At 58.6% G+C, this 24,267-nt stretch carries 23 protein-coding genes and 1 pseudogene; 10 read left to right on the forward strand and 14 right to left on the reverse strand.

Features of this window, described 5'->3' with window-relative positions:
• Nucleotides 1–2 precede the first annotated feature (2 nt).
• Genes ACYVIS_RS16795 through ACYVIS_RS16810 form a run of 4 tightly spaced genes read right to left on the reverse strand, consistent with a single transcriptional unit; the run spans nucleotide 3 to nucleotide 3,985 of the window.
• Nucleotides 3–956, reverse strand: a complete 954-nt coding sequence (locus tag ACYVIS_RS16795; protein ID WP_460874516.1) for an NAD(P)-dependent oxidoreductase — start codon at nucleotides 954–956, stop codon at nucleotides 3–5.
• Nucleotides 953–1,849: a fumarylacetoacetate hydrolase family protein gene (locus ACYVIS_RS16800; RefSeq protein ID WP_460874517.1), complete on the reverse strand. Its 897-nt coding sequence runs from the start codon at nucleotides 1,847–1,849 to the stop codon at nucleotides 953–955. Before ACYVIS_RS16800 ends, ACYVIS_RS16795 begins: the two co-directional genes overlap by 4 nt.
• 6 nt (nucleotides 1,850–1,855) lie before the next feature.
• A complete protein-coding gene (locus ACYVIS_RS16805) occupies nucleotides 1,856–2,998 on the reverse strand; it encodes a mandelate racemase/muconate lactonizing enzyme family protein (RefSeq protein ID WP_460874518.1) in 1,143 nt (380 codons plus the stop codon).
• A 6-nt stretch (nucleotides 2,999–3,004) separates the two neighbouring features.
• Nucleotides 3,005–3,985, reverse strand: coding sequence for a Bug family tripartite tricarboxylate transporter substrate binding protein (locus ACYVIS_RS16810; RefSeq protein WP_232743571.1), 981 nt, complete (start codon nucleotides 3,983–3,985; stop codon nucleotides 3,005–3,007).
• A gap of 131 nt (nucleotides 3,986–4,116) precedes the next feature.
• Here ACYVIS_RS16810 and ACYVIS_RS16815 point away from each other — a divergent pair, with 131 nt between their 5' ends.
• Together ACYVIS_RS16815 and ACYVIS_RS16820 are read left to right on the forward strand one after the other, a co-directional pair.
• Entirely contained in the window at nucleotides 4,117–4,800 is a 684-nt protein-coding gene (locus tag ACYVIS_RS16815; RefSeq protein ID WP_232743570.1) for a GntR family transcriptional regulator, read from the forward strand.
• A 43-nt stretch (nucleotides 4,801–4,843) separates the two neighbouring features.
• Nucleotides 4,844–5,656 (forward strand): arylamine N-acetyltransferase family protein, encoded by an 813-nt coding sequence (locus ACYVIS_RS16820; RefSeq protein ID WP_460874519.1) that lies wholly within the window; start codon nucleotides 4,844–4,846, stop codon nucleotides 5,654–5,656.
• Here ACYVIS_RS16820 and ACYVIS_RS16825 read toward each other — a convergent pair.
• From ACYVIS_RS16825 to ACYVIS_RS16835, 3 genes are all read right to left on the reverse strand, one after another.
• Nucleotides 5,648–7,264: an argininosuccinate lyase gene (locus ACYVIS_RS16825; RefSeq protein WP_232743568.1), complete on the reverse strand. Its 1,617-nt coding sequence runs from the start codon at nucleotides 7,262–7,264 to the stop codon at nucleotides 5,648–5,650. The two genes, ACYVIS_RS16820 and ACYVIS_RS16825, sit on opposite strands and share 9 nt — an antisense overlap.
• 104 nt (nucleotides 7,265–7,368) lie before the next feature.
• Nucleotides 7,369–8,184 carry an amidohydrolase family protein gene (locus tag ACYVIS_RS16830; RefSeq protein WP_232743567.1) on the reverse strand — a complete coding sequence of 272 codons (816 nt, stop codon included), beginning with the start codon at nucleotides 8,182–8,184 and terminating at the stop codon, nucleotides 7,369–7,371.
• A gap of 23 nt (nucleotides 8,185–8,207) precedes the next feature.
• Nucleotides 8,208–9,200 (reverse strand): tripartite tricarboxylate transporter substrate binding protein, encoded by a 993-nt coding sequence (locus ACYVIS_RS16835; RefSeq protein WP_460874520.1) that lies wholly within the window; start codon nucleotides 9,198–9,200, stop codon nucleotides 8,208–8,210.
• A 197-nt stretch (nucleotides 9,201–9,397) separates the two neighbouring features.
• Here ACYVIS_RS16835 and ACYVIS_RS16840 point away from each other — a divergent pair, with 197 nt between their 5' ends.
• The 3 genes from ACYVIS_RS16840 (at nucleotide 9,398) to ACYVIS_RS16850 (ending at nucleotide 12,602) form a co-directional block, all read left to right on the forward strand.
• Nucleotides 9,398–10,666 carry a LysR family transcriptional regulator gene (locus tag ACYVIS_RS16840; protein ID WP_460874521.1) on the forward strand — a complete coding sequence of 423 codons (1,269 nt, stop codon included), beginning with the start codon at nucleotides 9,398–9,400 and terminating at the stop codon, nucleotides 10,664–10,666.
• An 83-nt stretch (nucleotides 10,667–10,749) separates the two neighbouring features.
• Nucleotides 10,750–11,523 carry a PIG-L deacetylase family protein gene (locus ACYVIS_RS16845; RefSeq protein ID WP_232743564.1) on the forward strand — a complete coding sequence of 258 codons (774 nt, stop codon included), beginning with the start codon at nucleotides 10,750–10,752 and terminating at the stop codon, nucleotides 11,521–11,523.
• Nucleotides 11,520–12,602 carry a 4-oxalomesaconate tautomerase gene (locus ACYVIS_RS16850; protein WP_232743563.1) on the forward strand — a complete coding sequence of 361 codons (1,083 nt, stop codon included), beginning with the start codon at nucleotides 11,520–11,522 and terminating at the stop codon, nucleotides 12,600–12,602. The genes ACYVIS_RS16845 and ACYVIS_RS16850 overlap by 4 nt, the downstream gene beginning before the upstream one ends.
• Nucleotides 12,603–12,659: 57 nt before the next feature.
• Here the strand turns inward: ACYVIS_RS16850 and ACYVIS_RS16855 are convergent, their stop codons facing one another.
• From ACYVIS_RS16855 to ACYVIS_RS16870, 4 genes are all read right to left on the reverse strand, one after another.
• The gene (locus tag ACYVIS_RS16855) at nucleotides 12,660–13,568 is read right to left on the reverse strand and encodes a LysR family transcriptional regulator (RefSeq protein WP_460874522.1); all 909 of its coding nucleotides are present in this window, start codon (nucleotides 13,566–13,568) and stop codon (nucleotides 12,660–12,662) included.
• Between the two features lie 117 nt (nucleotides 13,569–13,685).
• Nucleotides 13,686–14,909, reverse strand: a complete 1,224-nt coding sequence (locus ACYVIS_RS16860; protein WP_460874523.1) for an MFS transporter — start codon at nucleotides 14,907–14,909, stop codon at nucleotides 13,686–13,688.
• Between the two features lie 26 nt (nucleotides 14,910–14,935).
• Nucleotides 14,936–15,820 carry an amidohydrolase family protein gene (locus tag ACYVIS_RS16865; protein WP_232743560.1) on the reverse strand — a complete coding sequence of 295 codons (885 nt, stop codon included), beginning with the start codon at nucleotides 15,818–15,820 and terminating at the stop codon, nucleotides 14,936–14,938.
• A 135-nt stretch (nucleotides 15,821–15,955) separates the two neighbouring features.
• The gene (locus ACYVIS_RS16870; RefSeq protein ID WP_460874524.1) at nucleotides 15,956–16,954 is read right to left on the reverse strand and encodes a TRAP transporter substrate-binding protein; all 999 of its coding nucleotides are present in this window, start codon (nucleotides 16,952–16,954) and stop codon (nucleotides 15,956–15,958) included.
• Between the two features lie 136 nt (nucleotides 16,955–17,090).
• On the opposite strand from ACYVIS_RS16870, the gene ACYVIS_RS16875 reads away from it, so the two are divergent.
• Nucleotides 17,091–17,528, forward strand: a complete 438-nt coding sequence (locus ACYVIS_RS16875; protein ID WP_232743558.1) for a nucleoside deaminase — start codon at nucleotides 17,091–17,093, stop codon at nucleotides 17,526–17,528.
• A 39-nt stretch (nucleotides 17,529–17,567) separates the two neighbouring features.
• Here the strand turns inward: ACYVIS_RS16875 and ACYVIS_RS16880 are convergent, their stop codons facing one another.
• Entirely contained in the window at nucleotides 17,568–18,311 is a 744-nt protein-coding gene (locus ACYVIS_RS16880) for a FadR/GntR family transcriptional regulator (protein WP_460874525.1), read from the reverse strand.
• A 208-nt stretch (nucleotides 18,312–18,519) separates the two neighbouring features.
• Between ACYVIS_RS16880 and ACYVIS_RS16885 the strand changes: the two genes are divergently transcribed.
• From ACYVIS_RS16885 to ACYVIS_RS16895, 3 genes are all read left to right on the forward strand, one after another.
• Nucleotides 18,520–19,854, forward strand: a complete 1,335-nt coding sequence (locus ACYVIS_RS16885; protein ID WP_460874527.1) for a C4-dicarboxylate transporter DctA — start codon at nucleotides 18,520–18,522, stop codon at nucleotides 19,852–19,854.
• A gap of 24 nt (nucleotides 19,855–19,878) precedes the next feature.
• Nucleotides 19,879–20,892 carry an allantoicase gene (alc, locus tag ACYVIS_RS16890; protein ID WP_460874528.1) on the forward strand — a complete coding sequence of 338 codons (1,014 nt, stop codon included), beginning with the start codon at nucleotides 19,879–19,881 and terminating at the stop codon, nucleotides 20,890–20,892.
• A gap of 93 nt (nucleotides 20,893–20,985) precedes the next feature.
• Nucleotides 20,986–21,504 carry an ureidoglycolate lyase gene (locus ACYVIS_RS16895; RefSeq protein ID WP_460874529.1) on the forward strand — a complete coding sequence of 173 codons (519 nt, stop codon included), beginning with the start codon at nucleotides 20,986–20,988 and terminating at the stop codon, nucleotides 21,502–21,504.
• Nucleotides 21,505–21,568: 64 nt separating this feature from the next.
• Here ACYVIS_RS16895 and ACYVIS_RS16900 read toward each other — a convergent pair.
• Nucleotides 21,569–22,543: pseudogene (locus ACYVIS_RS16900) on the reverse strand (NYN domain-containing protein); the annotation flags it as partial.
• Between the two features lie 59 nt (nucleotides 22,544–22,602).
• On the reverse strand, nucleotides 22,603–22,827 hold the full coding sequence (locus tag ACYVIS_RS16905; protein WP_460874530.1) for a helix-turn-helix domain-containing protein: 225 nt from the start codon (nucleotides 22,825–22,827) through the stop codon (nucleotides 22,603–22,605).
• Nucleotides 22,828–23,420: 593 nt separating this feature from the next.
• On the opposite strand from ACYVIS_RS16905, the gene ACYVIS_RS16910 reads away from it, so the two are divergent.
• Nucleotides 23,421–24,185 carry a YoaK family protein gene (locus ACYVIS_RS16910; RefSeq protein ID WP_232743552.1) on the forward strand — a complete coding sequence of 255 codons (765 nt, stop codon included), beginning with the start codon at nucleotides 23,421–23,423 and terminating at the stop codon, nucleotides 24,183–24,185.
• Nucleotides 24,186–24,267 lie beyond the last annotated feature (82 nt).

Genomic DNA, 24,267 nt, shown 5'->3' on the forward strand with positions numbered 1-24,267 from the left:
ATTCAAGTGTTGAAGACTTCTGGATTCACCAAGAACTGGGAGGTACGGTGATTGAGCAATGACAGCAGTTCGTGCACCGCGGCCATGCTCATGCGCCGCAAGCTTGGTATGGTGGTGCCGGCGATATGCGGCGTAAGAATCAGGCGGGGACAGGCCAGCAACGGGTCGTCGCCTGGCAGCGGCTGTTGATCGTAGACATCGAGTACGGCACTGCCCAGTTCATTATTGTTCAAGGCATTGATCAGCGCATGTTTGTCGACCACCGGGCCGCGCGCCACGTTGATGAGCATGGCGTCTTTTTTCATCATGGCCAGCGCGGCAGCGTCGACAAGGCCGCGTGTTTCGTTGTTCAAGGGACAGCACAGCACCACGACATCCGCTCTCGAAAACAAAGCCGGCTTGTCGGCGGCCTGTATAGAGGCAGGCAAAGAGTCGGGCCTCCTGGTCAGTCCCAGTACCGTCATACCCAAGGCCGCCGCAAGCTGGCCCAGGTTTTTGCCGATTGCACCGGCCCCGACTACGCCCAAAGTGGCACCGTTCAGTTCACCGCAAGCGGTGCCTACGTGTTTACCCGCGTCCCATCCTCGCTGGCGGAACAGGGAGTCTATTTTTTTCAGCGGACGGTACCTGCCGAGGATGGCGGACAGGCAATACTCCACCACCGCGGCGGTATTGGCGCCGGGTACGTTGGCCACGGGTATCCCCTTCAGTGTGGCCTGCCGCACGGGTATCATGTCCAGACCCACGCCATGGCGGACCACGGCGCGCAGCCGGTTCGCGAAGTCGAATATATCTTCCGGCAGTTGTGTCCGGACGATGAGCCCGTCGATATTGCGAACCAGTTCCGGCAAGAGGGCTGGATTCTCGTTCGACGGGATGATGACGTCGGCGTGCTGCTCGAGATAGCTCAGGCCATCGGGATGAATGGCGTTGGTCAGCAAGACTGTGGGTTTCATGTATTTGATCGCTTATGGACGCGGTTGGATAATTGACCGATGTGTTCGATATTGATTACAACTTCATCGCCGTCTTTTAGCCACTTTCCCGGCTGATACGATGCCGCTACACCCGCGGGAGTGCCCGTGGCGACGATATCTCCGACATCCAGCGGCATTTTGCTGGATATATACGAAATCAATTCCGGTATCCTGAACAGCATCTTTGATGTTGACGATTTCTGCAGCACTTCGCCATTCAGGGTCAGGGAAATATTCAGTTGATGAGGGTCCGCGATGCCGTCCCGGTCTACGATGATGGAGCCCAGCGGCCCGCTAGTCTGCTGGTTCTTGCCCCTGACGAAATTCTTGTCGGCCCTGACGAATTCGCTGACGCTGACATCATTGAAAATGGCATAGCCGAATACATGGTCCATGACTTGAGCAGGCGCAATGTTCAGCGCCTGCCTGCCTATGACCACCGCCAACTCCGCTTCATAGGTGGTCTGCGTGGCGTTGTCGGGCAGCACTATGGGCTCTCCATCTCCAATAATGGTGGAGGCCGATTTGATGAATATGACCGGCTCCGATGGATATTCCTGCTGTTTCTCATCCAGCGCATCTTTATAGTTGAAAGCCGCTCCGACTATCTTTCGAGGATTCGGAAGAGCTGCGATGGTTTGTACATGGGCCAGATCGATGAGGGCCCGTTCCTTGTCGGTTACGGCCTCGATGGCCTGCAGGAGGTCTGGGGTATGCAAGGCAATGAAGTCCAGCATCGAGTGGCCGGCATTGCCCAGTAAAGAAGCAAAGGCCGGATGAGACAAATCCAGGGCCAATGTCGCTGCGCCGGAACCCTGCACGATACCGACGGCTACCGTGCCGTTATTTTTGATGAGTGAAATAAGGCGCATGAGTTGTCACTGAACCCGGTATTTTTCAAGGATGGCTCTATCGATTTCGATACCCAGGCCGGGGCCTTCCGGCACATCGACGATGCCTTTGTGCTGTGTGATGGGCGTCTTGGCGAGATAGTCCCTGAAGGGATTCTCGCATTGTTCGAATTCGAAGATGGGGGGCATGGGGCGGAAGCTGGGAGGTTGGTCGGGCAGGGCGGCAATAAAATGCAGTGTGGCCGCCACGCCGATGACGGAACCCCAGGCATGAGGCACGCATTCGACGCCATGGGCGCTGGCCAGGGCTGCTATTTTGCGGCATTCGCTGATGCCGCCAGCGGCGCAGACATCGGGTTGGATGATGTCCATTGCCTTGCGGGCCACGATGTCGCGGAACCCCCAGCGCGTGAATTCGTTTTCGCCGCCGGCGACCGCCATGTCCAGGGCCCGGGTGACCTCCACATAGCCGTCCAGGTCTTCGGGTGAAATTGGCTCTTCGAACCACTCGACATTGAGCTGCTCCAGTTCGCGTCCCATCCTGATCGCGGTAGGCACGGTCAGGCAGTGATTGGCGTCGACCATCAGGCGCGTGTCATCGCCGATGGCTTTCCTGACGGCGGCCACCCGTTCGATATCGGCCTTGATGGAACCCAGGCCGATCTTCATCTTGATGGCGGTGAAACCTTCATGTACATATTCCACGGCTTCCTCGACGGCTTCCTCGACCAGCCTCTCGGTGTCGATGAAATACAGGCCGGTAGCATACGCTGTGACGCTTTTCCTATGCGCGCCGCCGATCAGTTTATGCACTGGTCGATTGCATTTTTTCCCTATGATGTCCCACAGCGCGATATCTATGCCGCTCAGCGCCGCGATGGACATGCCCTTATTGCCATAGTCCTTGATGCGGTTGTATAGATCTTCCCAGATCACTTCCACATCGAAGGCATCCCTGCCTATGATCCTGGGCGCATATTGCGTATCGATATACGCTTTGGCGACATGGGAAGGCCCATAGCATTCGCCCCAGCCGACTACGCCGTCGGCCGTTTCAATTTCGACGATGCATGAGCCGCGGGTTTTGTAGATCCAGCCCCGGGACGACGTGAAGGGCCGCTCTATGGGTGCGCTGACGAGATGACATACCACTTTCTTGATCTGATCCATACATTCTCACTTGATATTGAATACTTTGCTGCCGACGGTATCCAGGGTGGTTTGCACCGCTAGTACTTCTTTCTGCAAGTCGTCACCCACCAGTCTGTCCACCACGAAGCCATTCTTGTCGGCGAAGGCCTTGTATTCCTGGCTGTCTATGGCTTTGGAGAAAATCGAAATCAGCTTTTGGCGCACTGGTTCACTGATGCCTTTCGGCCCTACGATATAGGCCATCTGCAACAGGGGGCCGTAGGGATACACGTTGTATCCAAGCTCTTTGAACGTAGGCAGGTCCGGAAACACCTGCAGCCGCGTATCGGAAAATGTGGCCACGGGCTTTACCAGGCCGGCATTGATCTGCCCCAGACTTTCGGAAGGTTTGAGCACTGCCGCATCGATCTGCTTGCCGGCCAGGGCGGCCATGACTTGCGAGCCGCCGGTATAGGGCACATTGATGTAGCCCACTCCCGCGGATCTTGCGGTCATTTCGGCAAATATATGATTGATGTTGTGCGTGCCGGGAGTACCGATGGACACTTTGCCCGGATTCTTTTTCATGTAGCCGAGAAACTCATTCAGGGTCTTGTAGGGCTTGCCGTTGGGAATGAGAAGAATGAGAGGGTCGGTAGATACGCGCACAATCGAGGTGAACTGGTCGTTTTTTAGATTGGTCAGCTTCATGGCGATCTGGGCCAGGGTCGAACTGGTGCCCATGCCTAGCGTATAGCCGTCCGGATCGGACCTGGCCACCCGCCCGAGGCCGATGGCACCCGTCGCGCCCGGGGCGTTTTCCACGATTACATTTACTCCTTGGGGGGCTACCATTTTCTGTAAGGCCCGGGCGGCTATGTCGTTCGATCCTCCTGCATTCCAGGGAACGATCAGGCGTATCGGATGATCGGGAAATGAGGTATCGGCGGCATGGGCAGCCATCGGGAGCGCAAGGAAAATGAACAGTGTGGAAACCAATCTGGCTTTTAAGGAATGCTGGAACATCGATGTCTCCGGTTGAGGTTTTGTGAGGTCGGATGAAATATTATCATTCGTTATAACAAACAACAATATCTTTGATGTTAAATTAGCAACATTGTTTTGAGCGTCGCTTCTTCATCATTTCAGGAAAAAATTTGGATATTTCGGCTACAGCGCTCAAGCCCGCCCAGCGGTCCACCTTATGGGATCATGCCTACAGCGAGCTCAAAAAGGCCTTGCTGGTGGGGCGCTTCAGGCCCGGGCAACGCTTGTTGCTGCGCGATATCGCCATAGAACTGAATATCAGTCCGACTCCTGTGCGCGACGCGATCAACAGGCTGGTGGCTGAGCGCGTGCTGGAACGGGGAATAGGCGGACAGAAGGGCGGTGCAACGGTTCCCATGATCAAACGGCAGGAGTTCGCCCAGTTCATTGTCATGAGGAGCCTTCTCGAGTCTCGCCTGGCATTCGATGCGGCCGCTTATTGTGGCGACCGTGATATCCAGGAGCTGCAGTCATCGCTCAAACAGATGAAGCGCCTGGCTCTGGAACACCGGTCGGATCTGTATCTCGAGGAGCATCGCAAGTTCCATTTTTCTATTTATTCGCTGTCCACCATGGGTGTACTGTACGATACGGTCGAGAATCTATGGCTGCGTTGCGGGCCGATGCTGAATATGATTTTTCCGGAGTACCTGCACCAGGTAAAAAAGACGGACTTCCATGCGCAGGCGCTGGCTGCGCTCAAACGCAAAGACGCCGAAGGCGTCGCGCAAGCCGTCAAAGAGGATATCGAACAGGCCGGCCACTACATTTGCGACATTCTGGAGCGTCAATAAGGCTGGCTGTCCGGGCCGTAAAGACGCCGTACGAGCTTCCTCCATGACCCATGCCCTGAATCTGAATGCTTATCTGGCCCGCATCGGCTATTCAGGGACTCTCGAGGCAAGCTTGCCGGTTCTGCGTACACTGGCTCTTCATCATGCGCAGATCATCCCATTCGAGAATCTCAGCCCATTCCTGGGCTTGCCGGTAAGCCTGGACCTGGCCGACGTGGAGCGGAAACTCGTGCACGAGGGCCGCGGCGGCTATTGCTTTGAACAGAATCTGCTGTTTGGGCAAGCCTTGCGCGGCATCGGCTTCGATGTCACCGATCTGGCTGCGCGCGTGTTATGGACTCAGCCCGACGATGCAAAAACCGCGCGCACGCACATGCTGCTGGCCGTCGATCTGGGTGGTGAGCCTTATCTGGTGGACGTGGGCTTTGGCGGCCAGACTCTCACAGGCGTGCTGCGTTTGCAGGCCGATATACCGCAGGCCACGCCGCATGGCGATTTCCGCCTGTTGCGTGACGACGGCCAGTGGCGCATGCAGAGCCGCATTCAGGGCGAGTGGCGATCTTTGTACCGTTTTGATTTGTCGCCTCAATATGCGGTCGATTACGAGATCACCAACTATTATCTGTCCACGCACCCGCGCTCGCACTTTACGCAGAACCTGATCGCGGCCAGGCCTACGCCGCTCGCGCGGCTGGCATTGCAAAATCGCGATTATGCGGTGCATGCCATCGGCGGCGAGAGCACTCGTCGCCGGCTGGAGTCGACCCGGGAAATCCTGCAGGTGCTGGCCGACGATTTCGGCATTGTCCTGCCCGATACCCCGACCCTGATTGCCCGCCTGGACGCCTTACTTTGACTGAGTGTCCAGAAGCAGATTGAACGCCTTGTCGAGCTTGATGTCGGCATCTTTCAGGTTCTGGCGTGTTTTCTGCATCCAGGCTTTATCGGCGGACAGGGTGGTTTGCGCCTCGGCCAGCATACGTTCGACTTCCGCGGGCTGCGGGCCGCCGATACCTACCCGGGTCTTGACCATGAACTCCGGCGACAGCACTTGCCGGAATTCAGCCTCGGAAATCGGAAGCTTGGCGGGATCGGGCAATTTGAACTTGGCTATGGCCTGGGCATACAGTTCCACGGCCTTGTCATAAGGGAAGGTCTTGGGCTTGAATCCGTTGGCGCGGGCATAGGTTACGATCGACGAGGCGAAACTGTGGCCGACGCGGAAAGGAATCTGATGCTCTTTTTGCAGCGTTTCAGCCAGTTCCATGGACGTGGTCCAGTCGTCTTCCAGCTCTTCCAGGGAGCGTTTGGGGTTGATCGTCAGGGCATCCATGACGGTATTCATGCCCTTGATCATTGTGATGGCTTGGGGGAAGAAGCCGATTTGCGCCCAGGGATCTTTGTAGTCTGTCATGCCGGTCGTGACATTGTGGGCCCTGAATATAACCGTTTGCGCCAGGCCGACGACATTGGAGGCCGCTTCCCGCGCACGCATGATGACGCCTGGATTGCGTTTTTGCGGCATGGCGCTGCTGGTGTAGGTTGAGCCTTCGCTCAGCAATAGCCAGGGGCGGGTCTGGTGATATTGGGTATGGATGTCGCCCAGGATCGCGCCCAGGCGTATGGCCGTGGAGGAAACGATGCCGGTGGCTTCCAAGGAAATATCGGAAGGAGCGACCTGGCTGGAATCCAGCGAGTTTTCTATGGGGCCGTCGAAACCCAGCAGTTCCGCCAGTCTTTTCCGATTCAGCGGCCAGCTCGAGTTGGCCAGCACGGCGGTTCCCATGGCGCTGCGGTTCAGGCGTTTATACAACTCGTGGATACGCTGCGCATCGCGGTCGAATGAGGCCTCGTAGGCCAAAAGATAATGGGCATAGGTGATAGGCATGGCCTGCACGCCGTTGGTGTAGGCCGGGATGATGGTATTGATGTTTTTGGCGGCGGTCGCCAGCATGCGTTCGCGCAAGGTATTCAGGGCATCGGAATAGTCCAGCAATTCGGTGCGCAGCTTCGCCATCCGGAATGTGGCGTACATATCCTGCCGGCTGCGGCCGGTATGAACCAGCGAGGCATCGGGCCCGATGGCTTCGGTGATAATGTGTTCGATCTGCAGCACATCCTTGGGGCGCCTGCCGTCGGGCTGTTTGGCCTGATCGATGACATGCTCGACGCCTTTGGCGATCTTGCGGCCCATTTCGGGCGTGATGATTTTTTCTTCGGTCAGCATCACCGTCGATGCTTTATTGATCTTGTTCAGCCAGAAGAACTGGTCCTGGGCCTGATCGGTCTTGCTGGTGGTGTTGCTGTCCTTGAGGAGCGATGAGGCCGTCGTGGCGCCGGCCTTTGCTGCCTGCTGATTGCATTCAACGGTGGTGCGGCAAGGCATCTGCCCGGTATCCGCGGCGGATGCCAGGACAGGGCAGGCCAATAAAGAAGAAATGACGAATGCGATTCGGGTGTTCATGATTGTGTCTCCCCAGGGCCGGTTTAATAATTTGTATGGCGCGGGTTAACTTAACATGAAATCGCGGTGCTGAGCAGGCCGGGGTGGAACGCCTGCTCATGCCATCAAGAAAAATATAGGTCCAGCGCATTCGCGCCATACACCTGGCGGCGCGCGGATTCGTCTGGAATCGCTTGGGCGAGCCAGTCTATGGCACGACGGTAGTCGGTGTCTTTTTCGCCACCCACGAAGGGACAGTCGCTGGCCCATACCATTTTGTCGTAGCCGACCCGGCGGCACAGTTCGCGCGCGCAGTCCAGGGCATTGGCGCCCAGCCGGTACGCGCCCGACAGCTTGACCCAGGTGCGCCCCTTCTCGACCGACTGCACCATGGCGCGAAAGCCGTCGCTGTCGATGCCTTTGACGTGATCGGGCCTGCCGATGTGATCGATGACGATTTTCACCCCCGAGCGTTCCAGATAGGGCAGGACCAGGGGCAGGCGCGGCCCGTCGATGTGCACGTGCACGTGCCAGTCCAGATCCGCCAGGCGGCGCAGGAACTTGCGGTAATTCCAGCTGTCCAGATCGGGCAACTGCGGCATGCTGATAAAGGGCAGACGTACGCCGACGATGCCGTCGCGGTCCATCTGATCGAGCACCGCGCGCTCGATGGATGGCTCGGCGATGATGGTTCCGCGCAGACGCGGGTTGCCGCGCACCGAATCGATGACGTAATCGTTGTAGTCGCCCCATGGGCTGGCGGCAGCGATGACGGCATAGCGCACGCCGTGTTGGTCCATCACCTGAGTCAACTGCTCCACCGTAAAGCTGTAGGTCGGGCTATGCCGCGGATTTGGAATCAATGGCATGTCTTGCTTGAAGACATGCACATGGGTGTCGACCAGCAACCCTTCCTTGGGATGCATAGTTGTAGTCGTCATGCAAAACTCCTGTGCTGTGTGATTCATTGACGTTTGATGCCTGCCTGCTTGATGACGGCGGCCCATTTGTCGGTATCGCTCTGCAGCCGGGTGGCCATCTCCGCAGGCGTGCTGCCCGCCGCTTCGGTACCCAGTTCCTGAAAGCGCCGTTTGACATCCGGCATCTGCAGTACTTCGTTCAGTTGGTGGTTCAGTAACTTCACCACTTCGGGCGGCACGCCGACCGGCGCGAATATGGCATTCCAGCCCGTCACTTCGTAAGGTATGCCGCTTTCGCGTACGGTGGGCACCTTGGGCAGCCAGGATGAGCGTTGCCCACCTGTCGCGGCGATCGGGAGGATCCGGCCGGCATCGATGAAACCCTTGACGGCGGCATAGGACTCGAACGCCACGTCCACGTCGCCGCGTATCAATGCCGAAATGACATCCGAAGTGGTCTTGAAGGGCACAATGGTGGCATTGAGCTTGGTGGTGGACTTGAACAACTCCGCCGACAGATTCTGGGTGCTGCCGGGGTTGATCGTTCCAAACACAAGCGGGCGTTTTTTGGCCTGCGCCAGGACATCCGCCAGGGAGTGCAAGGGTCCTTTCGCACTGGTCACCAGGATCAGATCGAAATAGGCCATGGTGGAGACCGGCGTGAAGTCTTTGGCGGGATCGTAGGGCAGCTTGAACAGCGATCTGCTGATTGCGGTGCCATTGGCGAACACGATCAGCGTGTAGCCGTCGCGGGGTGCCTTGAGTGCGGCCACCGCGGCCAGAATGCCCCCGGCGCCAGGACGGTTTTCGATGATGACCTTGTCGCCGAAGCGGTCTCCCAGTTTCTGCCCCACCAGGCGCATGGAGATGTCAGCCAGGCCGCCGGGGCCGAACGGGACGATGACGTGGATGGGCTGGTCGGGATAGCCGGCCGCCTGGGCGGCGGGGGCCATTGCGAGCACTGCGGCCAGCGCAAGCAGCCAATGGCCTGCTTTCCGGATACCATACGGCAATGTTCGCATCATGGCACGAATCATGTCAGTCTCCTTGTTGTTATGTATTGCGGCGCATACCGGCGGACATTCGCCTGGCGGACAAGACCAATACAGTCTAGGCATACCCGCGCCGCGGCACAAATGAATTGTTTGGCGCGATTTATTCGTGTCGTTCATCCCGGCGGCTTCGGCTATGATGCAGACAACGCCACCTGGTGGCCGTCCCGCCGTCCGCTTGCATGAACGAAACGCTCCTCACTGCCGTGCAATGGCATAAACTACGCGCATTTTCCGCCGTTGCCGAACACGGCAGCGTGCACTGCGCGGCGCGCGCCATCCATTTATCCCAGCCCGCGGTCTCGCGAGCGGTGCAGCAGACAGAGGTCGCGCTGGGTGCGGCGCTGTTCGATCGCACCACCAAGGGTATGGTGCTGACGACCGCGGGGCGCTATGTGCAGTTTCGCGTGGGACGAGCCTTGAACGAATTGCGTGTTGCCGTATCGGCCATCGCCGTTCGTATACCGGATGCGTGCGGCGTGCAGCAGCGGCGCCGCGGGCTGGTGGAGGTAGTGAATGAACGCATGCTGGCATCGCTGGTCGCCGTCTGGCGCGGCGGCAACGAGCGTGTTGCCGCGGATTTCGCCGGCTTGTCGGTGCCGGCGCTGCAGCGCAATTTGCGGCAATTGGAACAACTGGCCTGTGCGCCTCTTGTGACCCGCTCCGGTGGCGCCGCCCGCTTGACCGACGCGGGTGAAATTCTGTTGCGGCATGCTCAACTTGCCTTGGCGGAAATCCGCGTGGCGCGGGAAGAGCTGGCGTCGATGCAAGGGCGTCTGGCGGGGCGGTTGGTCGTGGGCGCTTTGCCCTTGTCCAGTGGGCATCTGGTGCCCGGGGCGGTGGATCGTACGCTGCGCGCCCATCCGGACTTGCATATCAGCATCATCGATGGCACTTACGAGACGCTCAGTCATGGGCTGCGCTGCGCCGAGGTCAACGTCATCGTGGGTGCGCTGCGCGCTGCCGAGAACGAGCCGTATGTGACCCACGAGACGCTGTTCACGGATTCACTGAACGTGGTGGCGCGTGTCGGACATCCGGTGTTCCGCCGTGGCGCGCTGCGGGGACTGCGCGATCTGACTGGCGAGACATGGCTGATGCCGCTTTCGGGCACGCCGTCGCATGCCGCGTTCGAACGCGCTTTTCGCGCCGATGGCGTAGAGCCGCCCGCCGCCAGGCTGCAAGGCAATAGCCCGGCAATCGTACGCAGCCTGCTGTTGTCCAGCGACCGGCTGGCTCTGCTGTCCGTACGCCAGGTACAGCACGAACTGCAGCAAGGCATCCTGAAGGTGGTGCCCGTCGATGTCCGGCATACCGAGCGCCGTATCGGCCTGGCAACGCTGCGCGACAGTGTGCCATCGCCGGGCATGACTGTCTTGCTGGGCGCCCTGCGCGACCTGTCGGGCACGGCGCGGGGCGAGGCCGATCAATATTGCAACGCAACATCATAAAACGCATCACTTTCCCTTTGAAACGCATTTGCCATGCACGCGTGTTGGCGGGATGCTAGAAAGGATGTTCCTCTGGCCATCCCATGGCCTACATTTCCGGAGTTCCAATGGTCAATTTCCCGTCTTCCGCCGGCAAGAGTGCTGGCCTGGTCGTCAGCGCTCATTCCGCCGATTTCGTCTGGCGTGCCGCGGGCAGCATCGCCTTGCACGTCAAGCAGGGCTTGCGCATGAAGATCGTCTGCCTGTCGTTTGGCGAGCGCGGCGAGTCCGCCAAGCTCTGGCGCAAAGGCGGCATGACCATCGAGAAGGTCAAGGCCGGCCGCCGTGACGAGGCGCAACAGGCGGCCGATATTCTCGGCGCGGAAATTGAGTTCTTCGACCTGGGCGACTACCCGCTGCGCGTGCCCGACGAGGCTCTGTTCCGGCTGGCCGATGTCTATCGCGAATTGCAGCCCGCGTTCGTGCTGAGTCATTCGGTGCGCGACCCCTACAATTTTGACCACCCGCTGGCCATGCACGTAGCGCAGGAAGCGCGCATCATCGCCCAGGCCGAGGGTTACAATCCGGGCGAAAAAATCATTGGCGCACCTTCCGTCTATGCTTTCGAGCCGCATCAGACCGAGCAATGCGGCTGGGTACCCGATACTTTCCTGGACATCACTGAAGTATGGGATGTGAAGCGGCGCGCCATCGAAGCCATGGCGGGGCAGGAGCATCTCTGGGAGTACTACACGCGGGTCGCGCAGCAGCGCGGCGTGCAGGCCAAGCGCAATATCGGCATCGCGGCGGCCCGTAATATCCAGTATGCCGAGGCCTATATGAAACTGACTCCTACTGTTCTGGAATCGATGGCATGACGGCCATACCCTGCATCCTGATGCGTGGCGGTACGTCCAAAGGGGCTTATTTTCTGCGCGGCGACTTGCCTCGGGATCCCGCCGTGCGTGACCAAGTGCTGCTGCGCGTCATGGGTTCGCCCGATTCACGGCAGATCGATGGCCTGGGCGGTGCCGATCCGCTGACCAGCAAGGTAGCGATCGTCAACGTATCCGAGCGTGCCGATGCTGATGTCGACTATCTTTTCGCACAAGTCCTGGTTGACGAGGCGAGGGTGGATTACGGACAGAATTGCGGCAATATCCTTGCCGGAGTCGGCCCCTTCGCTATCGAGCGCGGGCTAGTGCCGGTGACGGGTGAGCGGACTCGCGTGGCGATCCATATGGTGAATACGGGGCAGATCGCCGTCGCCGAGGTCAGCACCCCGGGCGGAGAAGTGTGCTACGACGGCGACGCGCGCATCGATGGCGTGCCCGGTGCCGCCGCCGCGGTGCCGATCGAATTTCGCGATACCGCCGGTTCCACGTGCGGTGCACTGCTGCCCACGGGCAGGGTGCTGGACGAAGTCGACGGCGTGGCGCTCACCTGCATCGACAACGGCATGCCGCTGGTCCTGATGCGGGCGGAGGATTTCGGCATTTCGGGCTACGAGAGCCGCGAAGCGTTGGAGGCCGACGTTGCGCTGGCCGCGCGCATTGAGGCCATTCGCCTGAAAGCCGGGCCCATGATGAACCTGGGCGACGTCAGCCGGCGCACCGTGCCCAAAATGTGCCTGATTGCGCCGCCGCGTAACGGCGGCGCGGTCTGCACGCGTACCTGGATACCACACCGTGTGCATGCCTCGATCGGTGTGTTGGGCGCAGTCAGCGTCGCCAGCGCCGTGGTGCTGCCGGGGTCGGTTGCGCAAGGCGTTGCGCTTATCCCGGGCGGACTCAGGCGCCGCCTCGCCATCGAGCATCCCACCGGCGAATTCAGCGTCGAATTGTCCAAGGAGCGCGAAGACGAGCCGGAAGAATCCGCCCGCGCCGCGCTGCTGCGCACCGCCCGCTTGCTCATGGATGGCCGGGCGCATGTCCCGGCCTCGGTCTGGGCTCCCTGACCTGGGCTTGCCGCCGCGGAAAGGACGCCCAAGGCCCGGCGTCTTGCAAACGCCGGTTTATTGCGGTGTGTCCGCGGGCAGGCCCGCGCGCAGTTCCTGCACCAGCAGTTCGCGCAGGGCCTGGGCCTGCCCGGACAGCACGACGCCTTTGCGTGTCAGCACAGCCAGCTTGCGGGTGACATAAGGCTGCAGCAATGGTCGGGTCACCACGCCGTCGATGGCCGCCGCGGCAAGGCAGGGAACCACTGTCAAGCCTAGGCCTTCCCGCACGAAATTCAGTGCCACTGCCGTATGCTGGGTCTCGTAGGCCCAGCGCAGTCGCAAGCGCCGTTCGCCCAGCGCATCGTCGATGGTGGAGCTGTTGCCCGCGGGCAAGCTGATGCGCACCAGCACCTCGCCCATCAACTGGTCCCAACGCACGCTCTGCAAGCGCGCCAATGGGTGCCCGGCCGGGCATGCCAGCACGAAGGGCTCGTCGGCGAATGGCTCCACCGCCAGGCCGTAGCGGTTGGGTGCCGCGAGGGAAATACCGAAGGCCGTGGTCTCGGTCTGGATCAGCTCGGCGATTTCCTGGATGGAATTGTCGAACACGCGCACGGCAATATTCGGATGCAGTTGGCCGAAGCGCCGCAGCGCCGGCGCGATGCGATATGCGGCCAGAGTGGGCAGACAGCCGAATGCCAGCCATTGCGGCGCGTTGCGGCTGTGCTGGCGCAGTACATCATAGGACAGTTCGAACTCGCGCATCGCCCCGCGTACGCACGGCAGCAGCGCGCGGCCGGCATCCGTCAATGTGACCTCCCGGGTCGTGCGCGCCAGCAGCGCCACGCCCAGGCTGGTTTCCAATTTGCGAATCCGGTGGCTGACGGCGGTTTGGGACAAGTTCAGATGGGAGGCTGCCTGCTGGAAGCCGCCGTGTTCCACAATTGCCAGGAAGGCTTGCATGCCTAGAAAGTCGATTTGCATGCGACATTCTAGGCCGTACCCGCGCCGGCTAGCAACCGGTCGCGGCCACGGTGCCGACCGTAGGCCGAAGCAGAAAACCCGGGCTTGGTCAAGGGTGCCGATCGGTTGAAAAAAACATTATTCGACCAGAACTTTGCCCTTGGTCTCGGGCAGGAAAAGCGTCGACAGCAGAACGACGACGTAAGCGCCTCCGCCGAACAGGCCGATGGCAAGCGCCAGGCCGGTAGATTGGCTCAGGTAGCCGACAAGACTGGGAAACAAAGCCCCGATGCCGCGCCCGAAATTGTAGGCGAAGCCTTGCCCATTGGCCCGGATGCGTGACGGGAAAAGCTCCGTCAGATAGGCGCCGATGCCACTGAAAATGCCCGAGGCGGCAAAGCCTAGCGGAAAGCCCAGGAACAGCATTTGTTCATCGCTTAACGGCAATACGGTATACAGATAGATGCTCAGGCACGACAGCAATGAAAAGAAAACCAGATTGGCTTTGCGGCCGAACCTGTCGGTGAAATAGGCACCCGCGATATAGCCGCAGAACGAACCCAGAATAATGACCAGCAGGTATCCGCCGGTGTTCATGACCGACAAATGGCGTTCTACCTTGAGGTAGGTGGGCAACCACGTGGTGACCGCGTAATAGCCACCCTGGGCGCCTGTGCACAGGATGGCGGCGGGAATGGTTGTCTTGATGATGTCCGGAGAAAAAATCGCCCAGGGGCTGACTTTGTCGGTGTTGCTTTCAAGTTTCTTTTTGAAGATTTCCGGTTCGGGCACGTGTTTGCGAATATACAGAACAAGCAGCGCCGGCAGGGCGCCCACCCAGAAGAGCGTGCGCCAGGCCCATTCGATCGGCAATATCGAAAATGCCACGGTATATAGCAGTGCCGCGATACCCCACCCGATAGCCCAACCGCTCTGGACGGTGCCGACGGCCTTTCCGCGGTGCTCGGCGCGAATGATTTCGCCCATCAGCACCGAGCCCACGGCCCATTCTCCGCCGAACCCCAGGCCTTGCAGCGCGCGGAGCACAAAAAACTGTTCGAAGTTTTGGGAAAATCCGGTAAGAACTGTGCAGATCGAGAACCAGAGAATGGTAATTTGCAGGATTTTCACACGGCCGTATCGATCGGCGAGAATGCCGGCTCCCCAGCCTCCGATGGCGGAAAAGAGCAGCGTAACGGTTCCGAGCAGGCCCGCCTCGCCTTTGTTGATACCCCAAAGCTGCATGATCGCCGCAATGACGAACGTGAAAATCATGAAATCGAGCGCGTCGATCGCCCATCCTCCGAAGGCGGCGACAAAAGTCTTTTTCTCTTTCTGATTCAGTTCTTTGTACCAGCGCATGACATGACTCCTTGTTTGTTTGGGGGCTATTCGAAATCGTAGAGCTTTGCCGGGTTGTCGACCAGGATGCGGTTTCTCTCTTTGCTATCGGGCGCCCAAAGGGCGAGCTGGTTGCGCAGGCGTCCTGTGTTGGGCATTCTGGGTATGGCGACATGGGGCCAATCGCTGCCCCACACCATTTGATCCGGCGCGGTTTTTATCAGTTCGCGAGCCCATGGCACGACATCTTTATAGTCCTGGAAGTCGTCGCTGATCCGATAGGCTCCGGACAGCTTCACCCACCAGCCGCGATCGCGGACCAGGCTTTGCAATGCTTCAAAACCTGGGTGCAATGTGCCCAGCGATACCGGCATGTGGCCCATGTGATCGACTACGCCAATCACCGGCAGCTTTTTCATTTTCGGCATCAAGTCCGGTAATTGACGGGCATCCATCAGGAACTGGATATGCCAGCCCATGTCGGCAATCCGGTGCGCCAGGCCTTCCATCGCGTCAAAGCCGGTGCCTCCTCCGAACAGGACGTTGATGCGCAAGCCCCGCACTCCCGCTTCGTGCATGTCGCGCAATTCTTTGTCGGTGACATCGGCGCGGACGACCGCCACGCCTCTTAGCCGTTTCGGATTGCGTTTCAGGACATCGAGCATGTATCGGTTGTCCGAGCCGTACACGCTGATTTGCACCAATACGCCTCGATCCATTCCTGTCGCATCGAGCATGGCCAGGTATTTTTCTTCGGGCGCCGCCGGCGGGGTATAGCTCCGGTTCGAAACCATGGGGTATGCGTCGCTGGCCGATATCACATGCGCGTGTGTATCGCAGGCTCCGGCGGGAATATCGAATGTCGATTCATCGACCTCGGGGAGCGGGCCAAGGCAATAGTCGCTATTGGGTTTTACCGGCGCGAGGCTCATATGCTTTCTTTCTCCTGTTAAGTCAAGACAAATACTCCACCCCGGCGCCCTGAAAATCAAGGCCGGGTTGCTGATTGTTTCAAGTAGCGGGCCGGCGCGCGGCCTGTGAAGGCCACGCGAATCTGGCTTTTCGCATCAGGAATTGCCTTCCAGCAGGCACGCCGCGTCTTTGTCGGTCAGCTTGTTTTTCTGCAGCCAGGCTTTGGTTTCGGCGGCCCCGGAATCCTTGAGTGCCTGATTGATCGAGGCCGACGGCTGCGTGTTCAAGGTCATCTTGTGCTCGCTCATGCGGCTATAGTTTGCCTGGATGCGTTTTTCAACCCCGGCCCAGGATGCGTCGGCAACTTCTTGAGCCGCCTTGTCCAGCACGGATTGCTGCTCTTTGCTCAAGCTGTTCCATGTGGCGTTGTTGATAATCGTATAGCTGAGCGGAATTGAATAGTTCACCGCGGTGAAGTAGGGCAGAAGATCCCATAGTTTTCGGCCGGCGCCGCCATCGCCCGAAGTAAGAACCGCGTTCAGATCGCCCGCTTTGAGTTTCTCCGCCAGCGCGGAGTACGGAAGATTCACGCTTTGCGCGCCCAGACGCTCAAACACCGACTTGCTGGTTTCATCGTAGGTGCGGATCTTCAGCGCCTGTAAATCTGTTTTGGTGGCCAGCGGTTTGGTGGACCAGATGCCCGATGGCGGCCATGGCGTCACATAGAGCAATTTGGCATCGAGTTTCTTCAGCCTGTCTTCCAGTACCGGTTTTGCACAGGTAAACAAGGATTTGGCCTGCTGGAAATCCTTGGCGGCAAAAGGCAACGACGAAAGTAAAAACAGGGAGTCTCGCGCTCCCAGGATGCCGCCGAACAGTGTGCCCATTTGTACTTTGTTCTGGCTGACCGCATCCACCTGGCCGGCGCCTTTATAGGGATCGTTCTTTTCCTGCAGTGTCTCTACCTTGATTTTTCCATTCGACAGTTTGTCGACCGAGGCGGCGAAATCCAGATCGGCCGCGGCAGTGATGGAGGTTGCCGGATATTCATTGATGAGTTTCAGTGTGGTGGTCTGTGCATATCCCTGCGGACAAAAGGCGATCAAAGAAAATGCCGAACCGATGATCAGATACCTGGATTTAATGACCCTCATTTCCGTCTCCTTGGATGCTCCCTGGGATTTTCCTTTTAACATGGGCGACATAAACTGCGGCGACTTATTTTGCCGCAAAATTGCGGCGCTACGTTACTATTTGCTTCAAGGGCTAATGGATATACAGGAGATCGACATGGACCCCTTCATGCTTGCCGCGATCAACGAGGCGCAGCAGGGCCTGGCCGAGGGCGGCATTCCGATCGGCTCGGTGATTGTGCATCGGGGCCGCATCATAGGCCGTGGCCACAACCGGCGGGTGCAGCAGGGCAGCGCCATTTTGCATGGCGAGATGGACGCCTTCGAGAATGCGGGGCGTCAGCCTGCCAGTGTGTACCGGGAATCGGTGCTCTATACCACGCTTTCGCCTTGCGCGATGTGCAGCGGCGCCATCCTGCTTTACAAGATTCCTAAAGTGATCGTAGGCGAAAATCGTAGCTTCATGGGCGAAGAGGCCATGCTGCGTTCACGCGCCGTGCAGGTGGATGTGCTGCAGGACGAAACCTGCATTGCGTTGATGCGCGATTTCATTGCGGCCAAGCCTTCTTTGTGGAACGAAGACATTGGCACCTGAGCGACACAGTGTGTGGGCGCCGCGCACTGCGCCTTGCATTTATGGCGTGGCTTCCGCCGCCGATGCCGCCGGTGGACGGGACTGTTCAAGCGCGTCTGGCGGTGTGGGGAAATGGATGCCCGCGCGCTGCGCGGCCCGCACAATATGACGCTCCATCGCCAGCCCGGCTGCCTGGCCGTTGCGCCGCCGCAGGCCTTCCAGAATTTCCAGGTGCTCGATATACGTGGAGTGCGCCAGCTCGCGCTGGTAGAAGGGCAGGCGCTGGCTTTCCATCACAATTTCCGTACTGCCGCGCAGGATGTCTGCAATGGCGCCGTTGCCTGCCATGCTGACTATATGCAAATGGAAAGCGAAATCGAGTTGCGCCGCTTCATCGAAATCGCCATTGAGCAGAGCTGCGTGCATGGCTTCGACGTTATCGGATAGCCAGTCGATTTCATCCTGGCTCGATGCCAAGGCCGCGAGGCGGGTTGAAAACCCTTCAAGCGCGTAGCGCAATTGATAGGTATCGGCCAGCGAAATCTGATCGGCAAAGCGCCACGCAACGCCAACCCGCTGAGGCGCATCGGATACATAAACGCCTTTGCCCGGACGGATCACCACCAGGCCCAGCGCCTCGAGCGTCGACAAGGCTTCGCGCAGCGACGCCCGGCTGATGCTCAGTTCCTCCGCCAACTGGCGTTGCGACGGCAGCATCGCCCCGGCCGGATACACCTGCCGTTCGATCCGCTCGCGGATGGTCGTAATCGTTGTGTTGGTTACGGTATGCGGCATGTTTTTCATGTTGATCACCTGTTGGCCGGTTCCGGTCCCATTGTACGACGGCTTTCAAGCCCTGGTCTGACCAGTGTATGCCTATAGAGGCCAGCCAATCCTAGGGATATCCCGAGTAGAAAACCTCTTGACCGATACATACTCAATTCTTTATATTCTGTATAACACATCTGGTCTGACCGGTATGATGTGTATAAATACATTCAGGAGACACGCTATGCCTCGGTTCTTAAATTCGCTATTCGGACGTGTTGTGATTGGGCTGCTTATCGGCATTGTCGTCGGTGTGCTTTTCCCTCATTTCGGTGAAAGCCTGCGTCCGTTCGGCGACGGTTTTCTCAAATTGATCAAGATGATCATTGCCCCCATCGTATTTTGTGTGGTGGTCAGCGGCATGGCCAGCGCCGGCGACTTGAAGAAAGTCGGCCGCGTTGGTGTCAAGGCGATTATCTACTTTGAAGTCATTACCACGTTTGCCTTGCTGATCGGCGCCGCGCTGGCCTATCTGATTCATCCGGGCACCGGCATGAATATCGACATCCACACGCTGGATGCATCGGCCATGACCGCCTACACCGAGCATGCCAAGAGCCTGAAGGACACGGCCGGGTTCCTCCTCAAGATCATCCCCGACACGGTGTTCGATGCATTCGCCCGAGGCGATATCCTGCAGGTACTGGTGTTTGCCGTGCTGTTCGGTGCGGCCCTGTCGATGATGGGCGAAAAGGGCAAGCCTGTTGCCCGGCTCGTCGATGGTCTGGCGCAAGTGTTTTTCTCCATCATGGGCTTTATTATCAAGCTGGCCCCGCTGGGAGTCCTGGGCGCCGTGGCGTTTACCACGGGCAAGTACGGTGCGGCCTCGCTCCAGCAACTCGGCTTGCTGGTGCTGGTGTTTTATGCGTCATGCATCGTGTTCGTGGTGGTCGTGATGGGCATCGTCATGCGGCTCGCGGGCTTCAATATTTTCAAGTTCATCAAGTATTTCCGCGAAGAGCTGTCCATCGTGCTGGGCACGGCTTCGTCCGACGCGGTGCTGCCGCAAATCATGCGCAAGCTCGAGTGGATGGGCGTCAAGGATTCCACTGTGGGCCTGGTGATTCCCACCGGCTATTCGTTCAATCTCGACGGTTTTTCGATTTACCTGACGCTGGCGGTCATATTCATTGCCCAGGCGACCAATACGCCTTTGTCGATTCATGACCTGGCTTTGATCATACTGGTGTCGCTGCTTACCTCGAAAGGCGCCCACGGCATCCCGGGTTCGGCCATCGTGATCCTTGCCGCAACCCTGACGGCGATCCCCGCCATTCCGCTGCTTGGGCTGGTGCTGATCCTGCCGGTCGATTGGTTCATTGGAATTGCCCGTGCATTGACCAATATGATCGGCAACTGCGTGGCGACCGTGGTCGTGGCTTCCTGGGAAAAGGATATCGACTGCGCCCGTGCGCATCGCGTGCTCAACGGCGAACAGCCGTTCGAGCCCGCCGTGGCGCCTGACCCGACCGGCGCAATCGACCATGGCATTACGCACTTGGCCCCTAAAACCGCTTAACCCCTGCTTAACGGAAGAATTGGCATGTCACTCGTATCTGTAGATCCCAACGCGCCGGACTTTGTGCGGCAGTACGCGAACCTGGCCGATCCCCGGCTGGGGGCCCAGGCCCTGTTTGCCACCGATGAGTTCTTTGCGCCGGCCGAGCGTATGCTCAACCCCGATCCGGCGGTGTTCATTGTCGGCAAATACGACGATCACGGCAAATGGATGGATGGCTGGGAAACCCGCCGCAAGCGCGTCAGCGGCTACGACTATTGCATCGTCAAGCTGGCTCGCCCGGGAGTAATCCGCGGGGTGGACCTGGATACAAGCCACTTCACCGGCAATTTTCCGCCGGCGGCCTCGCTCGATGCCTGCCACAGCCCCGAAGGCGATCCAGGCGAACTCACCGTGTGGCGCAATGTCCTGCCTGCGACCAGCCTCCAGGGCAACAGCCATCACTATCATGCGATCGAGGCGGAACAAGCGTTTACTCATGTGCGAGTCAATCTGTACCCGGATGGCGGGCTGGCGCGATTGCGTGTCTACGGGTCGCCGCAGTGCGACTGGGAGCAGCGCGGCGCCCAGGAGCAGATCGACCTGATTGCCATGGAAAACGGCGGTTGTGTCATAGGCGCCAACAACCAGCACTTCGGTGCGGCTTCAAACATGTTGATGCCGGGGCGGGGGGTGAACATGGGCGATGGCTGGGAGACCCGCCGGCGGCGGGAACCGGGCAACGACTGGTGCATTATCGCGCTGGCGCATCCCGGCGAGATCGACAAGATCGAGGTCGACACGGCTTTTTTCAAAGGCAATTATCCTGACCGTTGTTCCGTGCAGGCAGCCTATGTGACGGAGGGTACGGCCGAGTCGCTGGTGACGCAATCGATGTTCTGGCCGGTGTTGTTGCCTGAGCAGAAGTTGGCGATGGACCAGCAGCATTATTTTGCGGAGCAGATCGCGCGGTTGGGGCCAATCAGCCACATTCGCTTCAATATTATTCCGGATGGCGGCGTGTCGCGCCTGCGCGTGTGGGGACGGCTGGCAAAATAGGGGCATCCATGAAAAGAATAGCCTGCGGCGCCGCAAGCGTAGAATCACTGTACCTTGTTTCGCGAACGTTTCTATCAGTTTAAGGAAAATACCATGCGCACTCTGATTATCGAGAAGCTTACGCGCGAATCGTTCGAACCGTTCGGCGATGTCGTGCAAACGGAAGGCGCAAAGCACTTCATGATCAATGACGGCACCACCGAACGCTTCCACGATCTGGCCAGGGTCGAGACGGATGGCGGGCGCACGCTGATCAATCTGTTTCGCAGCCAGCCGCGGCAACTGCCATTTACAGTCACCATGCTGGAGCGTCATCCGCTGGGCAGCCAGGCCTTCATTCCATTGACCGGCACTCCGTATCTGATAGTGGCCGCGCCTGCCGGAAAGCTGGATCCGAGCCGGGTACGGGCGTTTGTGTCGGACGGCTGGCAAGGGGTGAATTATGCTCCGGGCGTATGGCATCATCCACTGATGGCGCTGGAACGCGTGAGCGAATTCATTGTGGTCGATCGCGGCGGCGATGGGCACAATTGCGACGAGCAGGTTTTGGCCGAGCCGCTTTGGCTTATGCAGGAAGCGCTTGAAGAAGCCAGGGCGGAAGCCCGCGTCTGATTCGAGGCGAAGCTGTTCAGCCAATCGCCAATGGGCAGGCCCAGGCCTTTTTTACCAAGCTTCAGGCGGCCGCTGGCTTGCGGGTTGTACGGACGGCTCGTTTACGTGCCGGTTTAGCCGGGGCTTCCTGGGGCGCGCCGGTAACGGGCGCCTGAACGGCAGCCCGCCCTTCGCCTGCTTTCTGCCTGCCGCGTCGGCGTGTTTCCGGCTTATCGACGACAGCACTGCGGTAAACATAAGCGCCTGATTTTTCGTCGCGGCCCACCTCGAACAGGCCGTGCGCCTGCGCCTCTTCTAGCAGATTGCCAAAGGCGCGAAAACCGTAGTACGACTCGTTGAAATCGGGCTTGCGGCGCTTGATTGCCTGTTTAAGCGTCGATGCCCATATCTTGCCGCTGTCTCCGCGTTCGGACAGCAGGGCATCGAAGGTATCGACCGCTATTTTGATTGCCGTATTTTTCAGGCCCTGCGATTCGTCCTTGCCGAGCTTTTCGCCGTCTATCGAGGGCTTGGACCCATGTTGGGTTTCTTCGGTTTCGCGCCCTTTGACCGTACCTCGATTTGCGCGTACCAGGTCATCGTAAAAGATGAATTCGTCGCAGTTGGCAACCAATAGATCGGACGTCGATTGCTTGACACCCACACCGATTACTTGTTTGGCGTTTTCACGCAGCTTGGAGACCAGCGGCGAAAAATCGGAGTCGCCGCTGATGATGACAAAGGTATTGACGTGTGCTTTTGTATAGCAAAGGTCCAGGGCGTCGACCACCATGCGGATATCGGCCGAATTCTTCCCGGACTGGCGGACATGAGGAATTTCAATCAGTTCGAAATTGGCTTCATGCATTGTTGCCTTGAAATTCTTGTAACGGTCCCAATCGCAGTAGGCTTTCTTGACGACGATGCTGCCTTTCAAAAGCAGGCGCTCCAGCACCGGCTTGATGTCGAACTGCTCGTGGCTGGCGTCGCGCACGCCAAGCGCCACGTTTTCAAAGTCGCAGAACAGCGCCATGCTAATGTTTTCAGGATTGTGAGCCATATTGTTCGCCTGCGCAATGAGGGGTTGGAGGAAGTCAGGTGCAGCCGGTACTGGAATAATCAGTGAGTTTCGTATTCGCTAAAGGGCGCCAAACGCTCGACCAGCGCCGCACAGGCGAGGTCCACCGTGTGATCGATGCCGATGGACCTTCCCGTATTCGGGTCGCGTCCACTCAACCAGCTTTTATAGGTGGCAAGCGACGTACCCAGGGCCTTCGCCGCCTGGGCCTGGGTAAAGTCCATATGTGCCTGCCAGCGGCGCAAGTCGTCAGGTGTCATATCCATGCCATGATTTGCTGTAATTGATTCGAAATGGGTGCGCGGGCTATCGCCTCCCGAAAGTTAAGCGATTGCCGCGCCAAAACCAGTGCTTGTGTCATGTTTCGTTGACCTTATGATAAAGGCGATTGTGGTTTCACTCCACTTTTACTGATTTTTGTGATTTCTTACAGCCAAAGGCTTTGACGCAAGCTAAATTCATGGCGTAGCGATGTGTCGCGCATCTTGTGCAACTGTTTTGTATTTTCTCCTGGAGAAAATAATGTTCAAGCGCAAGGTGGTAATGGTGATCGGCGTCCTTTTGGCTAGTCCGAGCCTGGCTACCTTTGCTGGCGGCGGTGTTGGCGCCGCAGACAGAGCAAGTACGTCAGGACTGCCACATCAGTAAATCGCGGCGCTCTGCAGGTTAAGATAATTTTCAATATCTTGCTCTTGTGATTGCGGCCAAGATAATTAGTAACTGTCCACACCATGTGTGTCATGCCGAAAAGGGAGTCCGTTTTGTAGTTAATGAACCCATAGGGTTCTGAAGTGACGTTGAGTCGTTTCGTTTACAATGCTGACTCCATATCGGTTCCTGTTATATTTAATTCTCGACTATGTTGATCCAGCAGGGAGCTGCGCGCAGCAGCTACAAAGATCGGCGCCTGGCCTGCACTCTGGCGGCCGTTGCTGGGGCATTGAACACTGCGGCCTTTCAGGCCGTCGGTTTTTTTTCCGCCAATATGACCGGCAATGTGTCGGCTCTGTCCGATCGTGCAGCGCTCGGTCAGTGGCGGACAGGCGTGTTCTATCTGGTTATCGTGCTTGCCTTCATTTTAGGTTCTTCGGTGTCGACCGTGCTGATCAATGCGGGCAGGCGGCGGCAGATAAATGGCATTTACGCGTTCAGTATTCTCACCGAAGCCATTCTGATGGCGCTGTTGGGCTACACGGATTTGCGGCTGGCAGCCGACTATAGCGGGCCGACGCTGATTCTTGGCTTGAGCTTCCTTATGGGCCTGCAGAATGCCGTAGTCACGCGTATCTCGAACGCCCGCGTCCGCACGACGCACGTATCAGGCATGTCCACGGACATCGGGATTGAACTGGGCATGTTGTTCGACATTATGCGTGGGCGTGAATCTCCTGCGCAGGCCGCCCGATACAAGACAAAACTTAGGCTGCATGCGGAAACTGTGGCCTCGTTTCTTGGGGGCGGCGTGGTGGGGGTCCTGGTGTATAAGACGATAGGTGGTTGGCTCCTGCTTGGGATAGCGGCGTGGTTGTTGGCGATAGCGCTTGCCGGCCTTTTGCAGGTGCGTAAGCTGCATAGTAATGAATTGTTGTCGCCAGGATCCAGCCCTGTGCCCCTGTCCGAATAATGCCGGCCCAAGGAACCTCTGAAATCAACGATATCAACTCATCGATGTCGGATTGATATTTTTAGAAAGGGGTTGTCATGTT

The sequence above is a fragment of the Paralcaligenes ginsengisoli genome, from assembly GCF_054781135.1.